We start from the raw sequence: 17,736 nt of genomic DNA, 5'->3' as shown, positions 1-17,736 counted from the left end.
TATTCTTCTTGCAAGGCATACGACGAGGAAGCCCGTTTCGGCAGAATAGGCTTGCAGACGCAGGAGCACACATACTTCCTTGAATATGAATCTCTTTATCCATCTTCCACCAAAGCTCACCTTACCCCTCGCGGAAAGCGAGCATCCTGAAGAGGAGATCACCCACTTCTTTTTCAGCTAAACAGTCTATTTTTTTCTAAAGAAAATGAAATAGGCTCCTACTATCATCAGAACGATTGGCCACAAATTTTCTGCTCTTGCAAATATATTTTGTACAGAAGGGGTATTATTGTTAAAAAAGATGAACCATAGTGACAATATCGTTAAGAGAAGCCCAGGTATGAGTCCCTCTTTTGCTTTTTTGTACTGAATCAAAAAAGCAATACCGGTTAAAAGAGTGATCATCTGCAATGGCTGCGGCCAAGAAGCAATCTTTGACACAGCATGAAAATGGATGCCGAGTCCGGTAAGAAAGACACCGGAGAATATGCTCGCAGAATCCTTTCCGGAACCTGCTTGTAATAGTAGAGCGAGTCCAATGATGATGATTAGAGTTGGCCATGTTAAATAAGGCTGGATGAGATCAAAATTCATTCGTATTGCGAAAAAAAATAATCCGATACCCAGTAATATAAAACCGCTGAATTTGCTCTGTTTCATAAGTCCTCCATTATTGCGTTTAACCTTTGCTAATTTGGTCGAAATTTGTTATTTTAATTAATGGTGCTAAGTTTTAGAAATTCAGGAAATCCTAATACAGTTACATCGTCTTAAAATTGAATAACCCTATCATAGCATAAACGTTTAAATTCTGTTCACAATATACCGGCAATTTGAATTTTTGACCATGTTATAATAGGAACACGAACATACATAAAGGGAGGTGAGCGCATGCATATATTGGTGGTAGGACTTAATTACAAAACGGCACCCGTAGAAATACGTGAAAAAGTATCGTTTCAGCCTGCCGAAATGTCTGATGCGATCTCACTGCTTCGTAAGCAAAAAAGTATACTCGAATGTGTAATCGTTTCAACATGTAACCGTACTGAAATTTACGCGGTTGCGGATCAGCTTCATACAGGCAGATATTACATCAAATCGTTTTTGGCGAGCTGGTTTAATATCGATAAAGAAGAAATTTCTCCATTTTTAAGTATAAGAGACGGTGAAGCGGCTGTTGAGCATCTTTTCCGGGTAGCAGCAGGTTTGGACTCCATGGTGATCGGAGAGACTCAAATCCTTGGCCAGGTAAAAGACAGTTTTCTTGAATCGCAGAAACTTTCAGCTACGGGAACCATTTTTAATAAGCTTATGAAACAGGCGATTACTTTTGCGAAAAAATGCCACTCTGAAACAGATATCGGCGAAAATGCAGTTTCTGTCAGCTATGCTGCTGTTGAGCTTGCAAAGAAAATTTTCGGCGGACTGCAGAACAAGACGATATTAATCGTCGGTGCAGGAAAAATGGGAGAGTTAACTGCAAAACATCTTCATGCCAGCGACGGAAATGAAGTTTTAGTGATAAACCGTACGTTTGAAAAAGCAAAAGAAGTTGCTGAAAAGTTTCATGGCATCGCTCACCCGTTTGAACACTTAGATCAATTACTCGTGAAAGCAGATATTGTTATCTCCTCGACAGGAGCAAGTGATTTTGTCATAACAAAAGAGATGGCTGCACCTGCAATTAAGAAAAGAAAAGGGCTGCCATTGTTCATGGTAGATATTGCAGTTCCAAGAGATTTAGATCCTGCATTACATGATTTGGACAGCGTTTTCTTATATGATATTGATGACCTGGAAGGAATCGTAGAAACCAATCTGGCGGAGCGTAAAAAAGAAGCTGAAAAGATCGAGATTTTAATTGAATCAGAAATTGTTGCCTTCCAGTCATGGATTTCCATGCTTGGTGTTGTGCCGCTGATTTCTGCACTTCGCGATAAAGCATTAACGATTCAGGCTGAAACCATGCAAAGCATTGAACGGAAGCTTCCTGATTTAACAGAGCGCGAGAAAAAAATCTTAAGCAAACATACGAAAAGTATCGTAAACCAACTTTTGCGGGACCCTGTAACAAGAGCAAAAGAAATGGCTGGACAAGCTGACGCAGAGGAACAGCTTCAGTTATTTACAGAGATTTTCGCATTGGAAGAATACTTGGATAAACAGAAGCAGTTGGAAACAGGATTTGCTGCGAACAGAGAAGACAAATCTTCATTATCCAATGAAGCTGTCAGTCCTTTTACAGCAAGAACATAAAATCTTTGTTTCCCTCGAGCTCATGGAGTGTGAGCAAAATGAATTGGATATATGATCTGACAATCGTCTTATATGCATTAAGCATCACGGGCTATTTTATAGATTTTCTTCAAAACAACCGGAAAGCGAATCAATTTGCTTTCTGGTTGCTTTCTATTGTCTGGGTATTGCAAACGGTCTTTTTTGTGTTACGGATGCTGGAAGATCGGCGGTTTCCAATCTTAACACCATCAGAAGGCTTGTTTTTTTATGCCTGGATTCTCGTTACGTTTTCAGTCGTAATGAGTAGATTTTTTAGAGTGGATTTCCTCGTATTCTTTACGAACGTACTCGGTTTTCTGCTCGTTTCCATACATTTATTTGCACCAACGGGTCAAGCTAGTGCGGTTATTGAAAAGCAGCTGATCTCAGAACTATTGATTATTCATATAACGATGGCATTTATATCGTATGGAGCATTCTCGTTATCTTTTATCTTTTCATTCATGTATTTAATTCAACACGGTATGCTGAAAAAGAAAAAATGGAACAAACGGCTGCAGCGTTTTGGAAGTCTTTCCTACCTGGAAAAGCTTTCGTTCCGTTTAAATACAATCGGTGTACCTCTGTTGCTGCTAAGTTTAATCCTAGGCGTTATATGGGCATTCTGGAAGATAAATAACTTTACACTACTCGATGTGAAAGTAATCTCATCGTTTATCGTTCTTTTGGTTTACAGCACTTACTTATATCAGAAAGTAGCTAGAGGTGTGCAAGGCAAAACATTGGCTCTCTGGAATACCGCAGCATTCCTTGTTGTCCTTATAAATTACTTTTTAGCCTCTACATTTACAGAGTTCCACCTTTGGTATAAGTAAAGAGACAGGAGATTATTAATATGAGAAAAATTATAGTAGGTTCAAGAAGAAGCAAGCTTGCCCTTACACAGACAAACTGGGTCATAGAACAATTAAAGCAGGCAGACCTTCCTTTTGAGTTTGAAGTTAAAGAGATTGTCACGAAAGGTGATGTCATCTTAAACGTTACATTATCAAAAGTAGGCGGAAAAGGGCTGTTTGTTAAAGAGATTGAGCAGGCTATGTTAGATAAAGAGATTGATATAGCTGTTCATAGTATGAAGGATATGCCGGCAGCACTGCCTGAGGGGTTGGAGATCGCCTGTACACCTGAACGTGTAGATCCGCGAGACGCTTTAATTTCAGAGAAATATTCCTCTTTAAACGCATTGCCAGATGGTGCTGTTGTTGGAACAAGTTCTTTAAGAAGAGCTGCCCAGCTTCTCTATACACGGCCTGATTTAACGATCAAGTCCATTCGAGGAAATATCGATACAAGATTGGAAAAGCTTAAATCTGGTGAATTTGATGCGATCATTCTTGCTGCAGCGGGTTTAGAAAGAATGGGATGGTCAAAGGATGTTGTAACCGAATTTTTAGAGACAGATGTTTGTCTTCCGGCAGTTGGGCAAGGTTCATTGGCTATTGAATGCCGCAGTGATGATTTAGAAGTAAAAGAGCTCTTAGCTACTCTTAATGATGACTATACTTTCACGACGGTTGAAGCAGAACGATCATTCTTAAATACCCTAGAAGGCGGATGCCAGGTTCCTATCGCAGCGTATGCAACCATGAACAATAGTGAAGTTTCGTTAACTGGTCTTGTAGCGGATCCATCTGGAGAAACAGTTTTAAAGAAAAGTAAAACTGGCCGAGATCCTATAGCAGTTGGTGTTGAACTTGCTCAAGAATTAAAAGAACTAGGAGCAAAGACGATCCTTGATGATGTAAAAAAGGATCTTGATATCTAATGAGAGCACTAGAAGGTCCATTAGCAGGTAAAACCATACTTGTTACCCGGCCTAAAGAGCAATCAAGTTCCCTTTTTTCATTAATAAAAAATGAAGGGGGCATCCCGCTCCCTTTTCCGGTTGTAACAATTACAGGTACGTCTAGAATAAAACCTATAAAAGAATTTTCACAATTTGATTGGATAATATTTACGAGCAAAAATGGTGTTGATTATTTCTTTCAGATGTTTAAAGAAGAAATAATGAAGCCAAGCAATCACAAATTTGCTGCAGTCGGCGAAAAAACTGCACAAGCCTTAATTAGCTGGGGAATCGATTCCGTTTTAATTCCTGATCGTTTTGATGCTGCAGCACTTACTGAGCTTTTGAGAGAGCAGGTTAACTCTGGTGACAAAGTATTATTCCCTAAAGGAAATCTTGCTCCTTCTTATATTAAAGAGAAATTAGAAGGTATTGCCGATGTTGAAGAACTGGTTGTTTATGAGACTAAACCGTCTGAAAACCTCGATTGGAGCGTAGTTCATAAAGCAGATTGTTTCTTTTATTTAAGCCCATCAGCGGTCTATTTTATGACAAAACATTATGAAAACAGCCAAAACAGCAGGATCATGAACACCCCTGCTTTTTGTATTGGGCCAACAACTAAACAAGCAGCTATCGAGAAAGGGTTTCAACATGTTTTTATGCCAGAACGCTTTACAGCTGAGGACATGGTGAAACGTGCTGTATCTTATTTTCAAGGAGGAAGCTAACATGAATTTTCAGAGACACCGCCGTTTAAGAAAAACGGCATCTATGCGTTCACTTGTTCGTGAAACACATCTTCACGTTTCAGATTTCATATATCCGTTATTTTTTGTTGAAGGTGAGAACGTTAAAGAAGAAGTACCATCGATGCCAGGAGTTTATCATCTTTCACTGGACTTATTAAATGAAGAAATTAAAGAGATTGAGAGTTTAGGCATCCAGTCTGTCATTGTTTTTGGTGTACCGAATGAAAAGGATGACTGCGGAAGCTCTGCCTACGATCATAATGGCATTGTACAAAAGGCAATCCGTCAAATTAAAGAAATTGCACCTTCTTTAACCGTGATTGCGGATACTTGTCTATGTCAGTTTACAGATCACGGTCATTGCGGTGTTATTGAAAACGGTTATGTACTTAACGACGAAACACTTAAATTATTGGCGAAAACAGCAGTTTCTCAAGCAGACGCAGGAGCTGATATTATTGCGCCTTCAAACATGATGGATGGTTTTGTTGCAGCAATCAGAGAAGGTTTGGATGAAGCCGGGTTTTCGGATATTCCGATTATGTCGTACGCTGTGAAATATGCTTCATCATTTTACGGGCCATTCCGTGATGCTGCTCACAGTACTCCGCAATTTGGTGACAGAAAAACCTATCAGATGGATCCGGCAAACCGTTTAGAAGCCCTTCGTGAAGCAGAGTCAGACATTGCAGAAGGTGCAGACTTCCTAATGGTAAAACCGGCTCTTTCATATTTAGATATAATCCGGGAACTAAAAGATAGATATACTCTTCCGCTTGTTGCTTATAATGTAAGCGGTGAATACTCCATGATTAAAGCAGCAGCTCTTAATGGCTGGGTGGATGAAAAAAGTATTGTTCTTGAAAAATTAATTTCGATGAAGAGAGCAGGAGCAGACTTAATTATTACGTATTTTGCTAAAGATGCGGCAAAATGGCTAAATGGTGAGAGTGAGTAAAAAAGGAGGGTGCAAATATGAGAAGCTTTGAAAAATCGATCGCAGCATTTAAAGAAGCAACGGAGTATATGCCTGGCGGCGTAAATAGTCCTGTACGTGCTTTTAAATCAGTAAATATGGATCCTGTGTTTATGGAACGCGGAAAAGGTTCAAAGATTTATGATATAGACGGAAATGAATATATCGATTACGTTTTATCCTGGGGACCATTAATCTTAGGTCATGCAGATGAAGCTGTTGTTAGAGCTTTAAAAGAAACTGCAGAACGCGGAACAAGCTTTGGTGCTCCAAATGAAATGGAAACAGAGCTGGCTAAACTGGTAATCGAAAGAGTTCCCTCTATAGAAGTTGTCCGGATGGTAAACTCGGGAACTGAAGCAACGATGAGTGCACTTCGCCTTGCTCGGGGATATACCGGAAGAAGCAAGATTGTTAAATTCGAAGGATGTTATCATGGACATGGTGACTCCTTATTGATAAAAGCTGGTTCAGGTGTTGCTACCCTTGGTCTGCCAGATTCACCAGGAGTTCCAGAAGGAATAGCACAGAATACGATTACAGTTCCATACAATGATTTGGAAAGCCTGCAAGTTGCATTTGATCAGTTTGGAGAAGATATTGCCTGTGTAATCGTCGAGCCTGTTGCGGGTAACATGGGAGTTGTTCCTCCTCAAAAAGGGTTCCTTGAGGGTGTCCGCAAAATGACGGAACAGCATGGTTCTCTATTAATCTTTGATGAAGTAATGACAGGATTCCGTGTGGATTATGAATGTGCACAAGGTTATTTCGGAGTAACACCTGATCTTACATGTCTAGGTAAAGTAATCGGGGGAGGCCTCCCAGTAGGTGCATATGGCGGAAAACGTGAAATCATGCAGCAGATCGCACCAAGCGGACCTATATATCAGGCTGGAACTTTGTCAGGTAATCCACTGGCGATGGCTGCAGGTTATGCAACTCTTTCTCAGCTTACAAAAGATAGCTATGAATATTTCAAAAAGCTCGGTGACATGCTCGCTTCTGGAATTTCTGAAGCTGCTGAACATTATGGGATCGACCACACGATAAACCGTGCTGGAAGCATGATTGGTTTCTTTTTCACTAAAGAGGATGTCATCAATTATGAAACAGCTAAGTTATCAAACTTAGATCATTTTAATTCATGTTTCCGTACGATGCTTCATGAAGGAATATCTCTTCCTCCTTCACAATTCGAAGGCTTGTTCTTATCAACTGCCCATACGGAAGAAGATATCAGCAAGACGATTCATGCATTTAGAAAAGCATTTTCACAATTAAAATAATACATCCGAGGAGCGTCCGCTTATAAAAGCGGACGCTATTTTTATTTCATTCATATTTCGTCCTCTTCTCTCATACACCTATATTGTATAACTATATGCAAACTGAAAGGAGGAGAAGGGCATGAGTCAATCGAAGCTGCGTTTCTCCATTGAGGAGTCTGTTTGGCTTAAGAAAGGACAGGAAGTAGCTGAAGTTTTGTCGATGTCACTTAATCCTGAAATCAGTATCAGTGAGGAAGCCGGGCAGGTTTATATCAAGGGAGCTCTTGTTTTAAACGGGAAATATTGTGCAGAAAAACAGGATGATAACGAAAGGTCAAAATTTGATGAGAATCCTTTATCTGAAGGTGTCTCATATCGATCACTTACCCAGTTGAATACTGCAGAGGACGGGGTTACAGAACTGGTTCATCGTTTCCCTGTTGATATTACCATTCCGTCATATCGTGTTGAAGATTCAAATCAGGTGAAAGTGGAAGTAGAATCTTTTGAATACGAACTCCCAAATTCGACTTGCTTTGAACTCTCAGCATCTATTTGTATTTACGGAATAAAGGATGAAAAGCAGCAGCGTCAGGAAAGTCACTCATACGAAGAACCAATAGAAACGGTGCGTTCTGCAGCCACTGAAGAACCGTTTGATCAAAAAGAGGAAAGATCAGAGATTTTTACCCCGTTTCAATTTGAAGCACGTCAAAGCGGAGGTGTTCCTTCTCAGCCTTTACAGAATGAGTTTCAAAACAGTTTCAGAGAGGAAGCAGCCGAAGTCCGCCCAGAAAAGAAAACATCTTATGAATTTAAACCTTATTTTGAAGCTGCAGATGATCGAACAATGGAAGCAACGTTTGATTCATTAAAATCTATTGCTTTTTCAAATGATGATATGAGGAATCCAAGCATTGAACAAAGTGATGAGGAAGCGGAAACTGAAGAGCAGTATCTGGCAGAAGCTGAAGAGCCGCAAGTGCAGTCCGATTATGATGAAGAACCAGCTCAAGAGCAGGAATACGTTGAATACGAGAGTTATGAACAGCCATATGCCCAGCAGGATTATCAGACTCAGGATTCCAATAATGATCAGCAGAACACTTATCAAGATCAGCCATCCTATCAGCAGCAAGACAGACCTTATCTAGATCAATCCTATCAGCAGCAAGACAGACCCTATCCGGATCAATCTTATCAGCAGCAAGACAGACCCTATCCGGATCAATCTTATCAGCAGCAAGACAGACCTTATCCGGATCAATCCTATCAGCAGCAAGACAGACCTTATCCGGATCAATCCTATCAGCAGCAAGACAGACCTTATCCGGATCAATCCTATCAGCAGCAAGACAGACCTTATCCAGATCAATCCTATCAGCAGCAAGACAGACCTTATCCAGATCAATCCTATCAGCAGCAAGACAGACCTTATCCAGACCATTCCTATCAGCAGCAAGCATACCCTCCTCAAGGAAATAGTTATCCAGAATATCAGTCTCAGTATGGAGACAGACCATATGAGGCAGAGGAGTACGGTGAACAAACCTATCAAGACGAGCAAGAATATGACGATCAAAATTATCATGCAGAAGAACATGAGTCCTATAGCAAAGAGGCTGAAAGTGAAGCAGAAAGTTATGAAGTTCAAGAATCGCCTCAGGGAGGACGTGAAGAAGAGCCTAGGGATGAAAATGCGCTATATCTAACAAAGATGCTTTCTGGAAAAGAAGAACGATTCTCAAAAATGAGAATGTATATTCTTCAGCGCGGAGACTCATTAGAACATATTTGTGAAAGGTATGATATATCGTTAAATACACTGATGCGTATGAATCAATTACAGCAAGGTGAAGTTTCTGAAGGGCAAATAATCTATATCCCTGTAAGTTCACGTTAAAATGAGGTGCTGCCATGGGGCTTATTAACCTCTTAGAGAATGAGTATGACTTATATGGGGTGAGATGGAAACAAGAGCCTCATATTATCCTGACAGATTTTGGAGAGAAACAATTACGGTATTGGACAGATGAAAGTAAATTAAAATGGCATGTTAAATGGCGCGATGAGTCTTCAAAAGGCTCTGGCGCCGTGCCTGACAGAATGATCCGAACAAGAGATGGAAAAGTTGCCGTGTTTGACGGCAAGTACTGGGTCACGCTCCATGATTACGCAGATACACCCTTTGGATGTGAAGAAGTAGAGAAGTGGGGGCAATTTATTGGTCAGCTGTTAGAGGCTTCAATTCACAAAAACATGGAGAAAGACTTAAGAGTTGATAAACCTGTATTCGATTTTCAACACTGCATGGAAGTGTCCAGAAAATACTTGGAAGGCGATTTTGACATTTTAAATAAAAGTATTTATGAAGCTGAAAAACGGCTTCAATATGCGGAAGCATTAAAGAAAAAAGTTAAAAAATCGGTTATTCCGCTCTTAGAAAATGAAATAAGCATTTCAAACGGAAAAAGGATCTTTCACTTTTTATTTTATCAAGGTGGTGATACCTGGCCGGTAAAAGGTTATTTGCCTATACGGAATTTCTTATTCGAATGGCTGAAACAGAATTCTCCATTATCTCTAAAGATGCTCCTGACTGAAATTGATAAGATCTTCCCCCTAAACAGTGATCAAGGATTGTTATTATTAGCTGAGATCACACTACCATGGGAATTGATTGAATGTCTTAACCAGTTAGATAACAGCAATTTAGAGAAGATGGTAGAAGGAATGAACAAGTATGAAAGCATTTGGAATGCGAACCGCTTATTACTTAAAACGGTAACGGAGTGGTTTGATGAAAAAAGAAGGAAGGTGGCCCTATGACAACGGAAAAAGAAACATTGAATTACGGGCCCGTCCTTTTTCACTATGATCTTTTTCCTGAAAAGCTTGAACGTCATGGAAAAGTAAAGAAGGTCATAACGAAAAGGGGTACTTTTGCACTTAAAGAAGCAGAGATGAACGAAGATGAACGAAGCTGGTTTACACATGTCATTCAAAGACTTTCAGAGATTGGTTTCCATCAAGTTGTTCCATTGTATCCTACAAAGTTTGGTGACTATACCGTACAGCTAGGACCGAAAACTTATTACCTTATGCCATGGTTTGCATCAGATGAAAGAAATGAAAGAGCGAAGGATGAAGTACTTCTTGACCACATTGGCAAAGTGCATGCGTTAACGATCAAAGAACAGGATTTCTCTAATGAAGTGGTCGAACATTCTTATCAATATCTGATGAACCGATGGGAAAACAGACAGTTTGAGATGGAGAGGTTTACAGAGGAATCCGAACAAAAAACGTATATGTCTCCTTTTGAATTGACGTATTTAAGCCATTTTCATCAAATAATGAGAATGACTGAAGAAGCGAAAAGAAGATTAAAAGAATGGTATGATACTTGTCAGCGTGAAAAAAGGTACAGAAGTGTTTTGTGCCATGGTAAGGTTTCCCGGAATCATTTGATTTTTAATCCTTCTGGGGAAGGACATCTGCTTAACTTTGAAAAAGCTGTGCTTGATACGCCTGTCAGAGATTTGGCCATTTATTTCCGGAGAGCTGCACATCAGAGAGATTGGGCAATAGAAGAAGGGAAGTTATTATTAGATTTATACGAAAAGCATGTACCGCTTTTAAATGAAGAACGAGGATTATTAATCAGTTATTTATCTTATCCTGAACCTGTGTTTAATACAGTGGATTTATACTGCAGCAAAAAACATCAATATTCTCAAATCGAGTTGGTGCACAGACTTGAGAGCCGAATAAGAGCGATGAAAAAAATCCGTGAATTTTGTGATGCTATTATGCAAGCTCCTCCACCCGCACCTATAGAAAATGAACCAAATAAAATTCATATAAATAATGAAGAAGATCACATATAGCATCATATATGTGATCTTTTTGATTGCTAGAGGCAGTTTCGGCAGGCGGAATTAGCCTTTAATATTATACCAAGCTAGATATAAATATTATTAATTCCACGGTAATCGTAAATTTGTCCACTGTAAACAATACGTTAAATTGAATGAATCCCATGTTAATTAGCATATAACCATAAGTAGACGCTTTATAAAACAATCGCCATGCGGTTATGCAGCTGCTGTTCACCCGCTTGATTAAAATAGTTCGTTTGCGAAACCGAAATGCAATACGAGAAGGATCAGTATAATGAAAAAATCTACCGCAGAAGGAAATAGCAGAGTCCGGATCAGCTGAAAGATGATAAGCGGCACTGTTAATTGTCCGATTGCATTTTTTACAGTCAGTAGCCAGCCAGGAAAGCGGGCTTTCCTAAAATATCTGCGTGACAAGAAGAAGCCCCCCATTCGCCCTTTTTTATACCTTATGCTTGAAAAAATAAGACGTGAAAGACGGGCTTCACCATATTTCCCATTTTTGCATAGAATAACTTTTACAAGATACGGTTATCCTATTGACTAAAATTAGCACTCTTGTATAAAATATAAACAGATTCTATATTGTTGCGTAGAAAGGGAGTAGTACAATTCAACGCCTTTTAGAGAGAGGATTCATCAGCTGAAAGAATCCTTAAGGAAAGTTGATTGGAAGTCGTCCTTGAGCATCTTCTTTGAACAGTGGTAGAAGAAGACGGTCCATCCGTTACCGATGAAGTGTACAGCAGGTTTGTTTAGACTTGCCGTAAATTAAGGTGGTACCGCGGAACAGTCCTTTCGTCCTTTTTAGACGATAGGGCTTTTTTGTTTTTAAGAAATAAAGGAGGAGACTTGATGACAAACGAACAGAAAGAACTGACGATGCCGACTAAATATGATCCTAAGGCTACAGAAGAGAACCGTTATGACTTCTGGCTTAAAGGCAAATTCTTTGAAGCAAAAGGTGATAAAGAGAAGGAGCCATACACAATTGTAATACCGCCTCCAAATGTAACAGGTAAACTGCATTTAGGCCATGCTTGGGATACAGCTCTGCAGGATATCCTCACTCGGACAAAACGTATGCAGGGCTATGATGTTTTATGGCTTCCTGGAATGGACCATGCTGGTATTGCTACTCAGGCAAAGGTTGAAGGAAAGCTTAAGGAAGAGGGGATTTCCCGATATGATCTGGGGCGTGAAAAGTTTTTAGAAAAATCATGGGAATGGAAAGAGGAATATGCTGAATTTATTCGTCAGCAATGGGCTAAACTTGGCCTCGGATTAGACTATTCCCGTGAACGTTTTACATTAGATGAAGGTCTTTCAGATGCGGTCAAAGAAGTTTTTGTAACGCTTTATGAAAAAGGACTGATCTATCGCGGTGAATATATTATCAACTGGGATCCACAGACAAAGACAGCCCTCTCTGATATAGAAGTTATCCACCAAGATGTTCAAGGCGCGTTCTATCATATGAAATATCCGCTTGCTGATGGCTCCGGGCATATTGAAGTAGCGACAACCCGTCCAGAAACAATGCTCGGGGATACAGCAATTGCGGTCCATCCGAAAGATGAGCGTTATAAGCATCTTATCGGCAAAAAAGCAATACTGCCGATTGTTGGGCGTGAGATTGAAATCGTAGGCGATGATTATGTAGATATGGAATTTGGTTCAGGTGCAGTAAAAATCACACCTGCTCATGATCCGAATGACTTTGAAATCGGAAACAGACATAACCTTGAACGTATCCTTGTAATGGATGAAGGCGGCAAGATGAACGATAATGCCGGAAAGTACCAAGGTATGGATCGTTTTGAATGCCGAAAACAAATCGTAAAAGATCTTGAGGAACAAGGCGTTCTCTTTAAAATTGAAGAGCACATGCATGCTGTAGGTCATTCTGAAAGAAGCGGGGCAGTAGTTGAGCCATACTTATCCACACAATGGTTCGTAAAAATGAAGCCACTTGCTGAAGAAGCAATCAAGCTTCAACACAGTGATAATAAAGTTAACTTTGTACCTGATCGTTTTGAAAACACTTATATGCGCTGGATAGAGAATATCCGCGACTGGTGTATTTCACGTCAGCTTTGGTGGGGACACCGGATTCCTGCGTGGTTCCATAAGGAAACAGGTGAAATCTATGTTGGGAAATCAGAACCTAAAGACCCTGAAAATTGGGAGCAGGATACAGATGTTCTTGATACGTGGTTCTCTTCAGCTCTTTGGCCGTTTTCTACAATGGGCTGGCCGGATGAAGAATCAGCTGATTTAAAACGCTACTTCCCTGGAAATGTGCTTGTAACGGGATATGATATTATTTCATTCTGGGTTTCAAGAATGATTTTTCAATCATTGGAATTCACAGATCAAAAGCCGTTTAATGATGTTTTGATCCATGGACTTGTTCGTGATTCTGAAGGGCGTAAGATGAGTAAGTCTCTCGGAAATGGTGTAGATCCGATGGATGTTATTGAAAAATATGGTGCAGACGCACTAAGATTCTTTTTAACAACCGGAAGTTCTCCAGGTAACGACTTGCGTTTCTACTGGGAAAAAGTTGAATCTACTTGGAACTTTGCCAATAAGATCTGGAATGCATCCCGATTTGCTTTAATGAACATGGATGGCATGAAATATGATGAGATTGACCTGACAGGCAAAAAATCACTTGCAGACCAATGGATTTTAACACGTTTAAACGAAACTGCTGAAGATATCACAAGACTAATCGATGCTTATGAGTTTGGAGAAGTAGGCCGTCTTCTGTACAACTTTATCTGGGACGATCTTTGTGACTGGTATATTGAGATGGCGAAGCTTCCTTTATACGGTGAAGATGAAGAAGCAAAGAAAACAACTCGTTCTGTATTAGCTTATGTTCTGGATCAAACATTGCGATTGCTGCATCCGTTTATGCCGTTTATTACAGAAGAAATCTGGCAGCACCTTCCGCATGAAGGTGAGTCCATCACAGTTTCATCTTGGCCTGTAAAGCAGGAAGATCTTCATTTCCCTGAGGCAGCAAAAGAATTCGCACTTGTTACCGAAGTAATCCGATCTGTTCGTAACATCCGCTCAGAAATGAATGTAGCTCCTAGTAAGCCGATCGAACTGCAGATTAAACCGAAAAACAAAGAAATTCTTTCAGCTTTAGATAATAACCGTCATTATTTAGTCCGTTTCTGCAACCCAAGTGAGCTTGTGATTTCTGATGAGATTTCTGCACCAGAAAAAAGCATGAGCACGGTTTTAACAGGACTTGAAATGTATCTCCCTCTTGAAGGATTGCTGAATATTGATGAAGAGATTAAGCGTCTTGAAAAAGAAGCAGAAAAATACGCTAAAGAAGTTGAGCGTGTACAGAAAAAATTAAGCAATGAAGGTTTCATGAAAAAAGCACCTGAGAAGGTTATTGCTGAAGAACGTGCAAAAGAAAGTGATTATCAAGAAAAGTATGATAACGTTCAGGCACGTATTAAAGAGCTTCAAAGCTAACAGCAGTATTACGATTACGAGGCGGATCCTTTTTATGCAGGATTCGCCTTCTTTTTACGTTATGAAAGGCGGGCTTTAATTTGAATTCTTATGAAGAAGCATTAGCATGGATCCATAGTTTATTAAAGTTTGGTATAAAACCAGGGTTAAAAAGGGTGGAATGGCTTTTAAAAAGAAATGGCAATCCCGAAGAAAAGATTAAATGCATACACATTGCTGGAACGAATGGAAAAGGCTCTACCGTTGAATATCTCCGGAGTATTTTTAACGAAGGGGGATATAGTGTAGGTACTTTTACTTCCCCTTACCTTATTACTTTTAATGAGAGAGTTTCGATTAACGGAAAACCTATTAAAAATGATGAGCTTCTCTATTATGCTAAAATGCTTAAGCCATTAGTAGATGATCTTTCTCAATCAGAATTAGGAAGTCCGACAGAGTTTGAGGTGATCACTGTTATATCTCTGCTGTATTTTGCAGACAAGAAGCCAGACCTTGTTATTTATGAAACTGGATTAGGCGGGCTATTTGATTCAACGAATGTGATCACACCCTTTTTAAGTCTTATTACTAATATTGGCTATGATCATATGGGGATCTTAGGAGATACACTCGAAGAAATTGCCTTCCAAAAAGCAGGAATCATAAAAAAGGGGATTCCACTTATTTCAACAGTGGAACAACAAGAAGCGATAAGGGTAATAGAGGAAAGAGCTAAAGCGATGAACTCCAAAACTTATCTTCTTGGAAGAAACTTTTCTGTCCAGCATAAAGAGAGTACATATTCTGGAGAATCATTTTATTTTAAAGGATTTAACAGCATTACTGTCAGAGCTCAAATATCTATGAAAGGCCAGCATCAAATAAAGAATGCAGCACTCGCTTTAGCTGCTGTCGATTATATAAGAGAAAGGGGTTTATACATAATCGAACCTGAAAAAGTAAGGTCAGGATTATTTCGTGCACATTGGGCCGGAAGATTTGAAAAAGTTTCTTCTTTACCCGATATAATCCTAGACGGTGCACATAACCTTCAAGGTGTTCAAGCTCTTAAACAAACGATCGAACAGCATTATAGGGGCAGAAGAATATATTTATTATTCGCAGCGCTGCATGATAAAGCATACGGAAATATGATGAAAGAACTAGAGCCGACAGTCGATGAGGCATATTTCACTAGCTTTGATTTTCCGCGAGCGGCTTCAGCAGAACAGCTGCTGGATGAAAGTCCATTTGAAAAATCCTTTTCAATTTCTCCTTGGGACAAAGCGCTAAATGAAATAAAAAACAGATTGAAATCAGATGATGTACTTGTTATTACAGGCTCACTTTACTTTATTTCAGAAGTCAGAAAAACATTTCAAAAATCAGAATAACATTTATTGTAATTTTTAGAACTTTTGATAAAATAAGAAAGATAATAGAATTGTACTAGTAAAAAAGATGTGTATAAGAAATATTACAGGTGGAAAGGAGACGAGCTGATGGATACACGGATGAATAGTAAGAAAAAGCGTGTTTCTCTCGTGGCGGCATGGGTGATATTATTTCCCCTTGCTATTTGGACTGCCGTTCAAATGACAAAAAATCAGCCCGATCTCAATTTTATCGATCTGGGAATCATTTCACTCTTGGCTATTATCGTCTCTTTATTTCCTATTAGAGTTCTGGACCGGAATATATCTTTTATGTCTGGTATTAATTTAGCTGTCTTTCTATACTACGGGCTTACAGTTGCTTTATATATGACTCTATTATCTTTGATAACTATGTTTATCTCTATTAAAGCAAACGTATTTAAAGAATATTACAGATACATGGCCAACACCCTCATGTTCTCCTGGATCATTATCTTTGAAGCCGCTATTTTTTATTTTCTCGGAGGAGAAACAGGAGCTTTTGATATAAATGAATCCGTCAATCTAATCCCTATACTGGGGTATGTGTTTACAGGATTAATATTGAATCATGTAGGTCTGTATTTTATAATTACTGTCCTATACGAAGAAGACATTCCTTTTATCGAGCGGGATGCATTATGGGATTTAGTGTCAGAAGTACTGGCAATCCCTGTTGGACTAATGCTTTATGTTTTATATTCACAATTGGGACAGCCTGCTATCTTTTATGTAGGGCTTCCATTTTTATCACTGTCCATTATTATTAACCTCTATCATTCTAGTGAACATATTAACGATTCTTTACAAAAAGCAAGTGAAATTGGTCAGCAGCTTTCAGAGCATTTAAAAGTTCATCATATCTTAGATGTCTTTATAGAAAAACTTGTTGCTTTTATGCCGGTTGACTTTGCCTTTATATATGACGCTGATGCAGGTGAACATTTGAAAATTATTAGGAAATATGAAAGTGAAGAAGGTATACTGACTTCTGTTCCTATTAAAAAGCATGAAGCGATCAGTGGCAGAGTATGGTCTACTGGAAAGAGTATTAGATTCAGCAAATTAAAAGCGTGGCGGGACATATCAGAGACCTTTTTTCAAAGTAAAGCTGAGTCCGTTGTAGCCGTTCCTATGATTCGTAATCAGAAAATTGTCGGGATCATCACATTTGCTTCAAAAGAAAAGCACGCATATCAAAAGCATCATCTCATTATATTAGAGATCTTAGCCAACTATTTAGCGGTAGCCATCGATAATGCCAGAAACTATGAATCCACAAAGCTTAAAAGTGAGCAGTGTCCGCTGACAGGGTTGTATAACTACCGTTACTTTGAAGATCTTTTGACTAGTATGTACAATAATTACGAATACTTCCGGAAGCAATTCTCCGTCATTTTGCTGGATATTGATCATTTTAAAGCTGTAAATGATTCTTATGGTCATCAAAGCGGCAATGATGTACTTATACTTCTTGCCAGAAGACTTGAGTCATTTATTGGAGGCCGCGGAACTGTTGCGCGGTATGGCGGTGAAGAATTTATTATTCTTCTTCCGGAAGCTGGTCAAAAGAAATGTTTGGATATTGCTGAACAGCTCCGATCTGTCATTTCTGATAATGGTTTTGAAATACATAACGATCTAACCGATCAGTGTAAACATAAAATATTCATAACCGCGAGTATAGGGGTTGCAACGGCTCCTCTTCAAGGGGAAGATCCTTTAACACTTGTAAGAAACGCAGATAGAGCAATGTATACGGGTGCGAAACAGAAAGGCCGTAATAAAGTGGCAGCATATATTGGATGAATAAAAAGACTTTGGATGAGATATCCGAGGTCTTTTTTAGC

The 17,736-nt window shown here is 39.3% G+C and carries 14 protein-coding genes and 1 other annotated feature; of the genes, 12 read left to right on the top strand and 2 right to left on the bottom strand.

Annotation, left to right across the window (positions count from 1 at the left end; translation table 11 throughout):
* Positions 1–186: 186 nt before the first annotated feature.
* The gene (locus M3196_RS04495; protein ID WP_251321031.1) at positions 187–660 is read right to left on the bottom strand and encodes a hypothetical protein; all 474 of its coding nucleotides are present in this window, start codon (positions 658–660) and stop codon (positions 187–189) included.
* Positions 661–891: 231 nt separating this feature from the next.
* Here M3196_RS04495 and hemA point away from each other — a divergent pair, with 231 nt between their 5' ends.
* The 9 genes from hemA (at position 892) to ysxE (ending at position 10,973) form a co-directional block, all read left to right on the top strand.
* Positions 892–2,259 carry a glutamyl-tRNA reductase gene (gene hemA / locus M3196_RS04490; RefSeq protein ID WP_251321030.1) on the top strand — a complete coding sequence of 456 codons (1,368 nt, stop codon included), beginning with the start codon at positions 892–894 and terminating at the stop codon, positions 2,257–2,259.
* Positions 2,260–2,297: 38 nt separating this feature from the next.
* Complete coding sequence (locus M3196_RS04485) at positions 2,298–3,116, top strand: cytochrome C assembly family protein (protein ID WP_251321029.1); 819 nt, start codon at positions 2,298–2,300, stop codon at positions 3,114–3,116.
* Between the two features lie 20 nt (positions 3,117–3,136).
* Positions 3,137–4,066 (top strand): hydroxymethylbilane synthase, encoded by a 930-nt coding sequence (gene hemC / locus M3196_RS04480; RefSeq protein ID WP_251321028.1) that lies wholly within the window; start codon positions 3,137–3,139, stop codon positions 4,064–4,066.
* The gene (locus M3196_RS04475) at positions 4,066–4,818 is read left to right on the top strand and encodes a uroporphyrinogen-III synthase (RefSeq protein ID WP_251321027.1); all 753 of its coding nucleotides are present in this window, start codon (positions 4,066–4,068) and stop codon (positions 4,816–4,818) included. The genes hemC and M3196_RS04475 overlap by 1 nt, the downstream gene beginning before the upstream one ends.
* Before the next feature lies 1 nt (position 4,819).
* Positions 4,820–5,797, top strand: a complete 978-nt coding sequence (hemB, locus tag M3196_RS04470; protein ID WP_251321026.1) for a porphobilinogen synthase — start codon at positions 4,820–4,822, stop codon at positions 5,795–5,797.
* 17 nt (positions 5,798–5,814) lie between these two features.
* Positions 5,815–7,101 (top strand): glutamate-1-semialdehyde 2,1-aminomutase, encoded by a 1,287-nt coding sequence (gene hemL / locus M3196_RS04465; RefSeq protein ID WP_251321025.1) that lies wholly within the window; start codon positions 5,815–5,817, stop codon positions 7,099–7,101.
* A gap of 121 nt (positions 7,102–7,222) precedes the next feature.
* Entirely contained in the window at positions 7,223–8,986 is a 1,764-nt protein-coding gene (locus tag M3196_RS04460; protein WP_251321024.1) for a LysM peptidoglycan-binding domain-containing protein, read from the top strand.
* Between the two features lie 14 nt (positions 8,987–9,000).
* Positions 9,001–9,912 (top strand): hypothetical protein, encoded by a 912-nt coding sequence (locus M3196_RS04455; RefSeq protein WP_251321023.1) that lies wholly within the window; start codon positions 9,001–9,003, stop codon positions 9,910–9,912.
* A complete protein-coding gene (ysxE, locus tag M3196_RS04450; RefSeq protein WP_251321022.1) occupies positions 9,909–10,973 on the top strand; it encodes a spore coat protein YsxE in 1,065 nt (354 codons plus the stop codon). The genes M3196_RS04455 and ysxE overlap by 4 nt, the downstream gene beginning before the upstream one ends.
* A 234-nt stretch (positions 10,974–11,207) precedes the next feature.
* On the opposite strand, the gene M3196_RS04445 is transcribed toward ysxE, so the two are convergent.
* Positions 11,208–11,402 (bottom strand): hypothetical protein, encoded by a 195-nt coding sequence (locus M3196_RS04445; protein WP_251321021.1) that lies wholly within the window; start codon positions 11,400–11,402, stop codon positions 11,208–11,210.
* A 167-nt stretch (positions 11,403–11,569) separates the two neighbouring features.
* Positions 11,570–11,794, top strand: a binding site (T-box leader).
* Between the two features lie 46 nt (positions 11,795–11,840).
* On the opposite strand from M3196_RS04445, the gene M3196_RS04440 reads away from it, so the two are divergent.
* The 3 genes from M3196_RS04440 (at position 11,841) to M3196_RS04430 (ending at position 17,695) form a co-directional block, all read left to right on the top strand.
* Positions 11,841–14,489: a valine--tRNA ligase gene (locus M3196_RS04440; RefSeq protein ID WP_251321020.1), complete on the top strand. Its 2,649-nt coding sequence runs from the start codon at positions 11,841–11,843 to the stop codon at positions 14,487–14,489.
* A gap of 80 nt (positions 14,490–14,569) precedes the next feature.
* Complete coding sequence (locus tag M3196_RS04435; RefSeq protein ID WP_251321019.1) at positions 14,570–15,865, top strand: bifunctional folylpolyglutamate synthase/dihydrofolate synthase; 1,296 nt, start codon at positions 14,570–14,572, stop codon at positions 15,863–15,865.
* A 108-nt stretch (positions 15,866–15,973) separates the two neighbouring features.
* Positions 15,974–17,695, top strand: coding sequence for a GGDEF domain-containing protein (locus M3196_RS04430; protein WP_251321018.1), 1,722 nt, complete (start codon positions 15,974–15,976; stop codon positions 17,693–17,695).
* Positions 17,696–17,736 lie beyond the last annotated feature (41 nt).

The sequence above is a fragment of the Fictibacillus nanhaiensis genome (assembly GCF_023715445.1).
Taxonomy (GTDB): Bacteria; Bacillota; Bacilli; order Bacillales; family Fictibacillaceae; genus Fictibacillus; species Fictibacillus nanhaiensis_D.
Note: the sequence above shows the minus strand (reverse complement) of the source record. Positions and strands in the feature narration are given on the sequence as shown.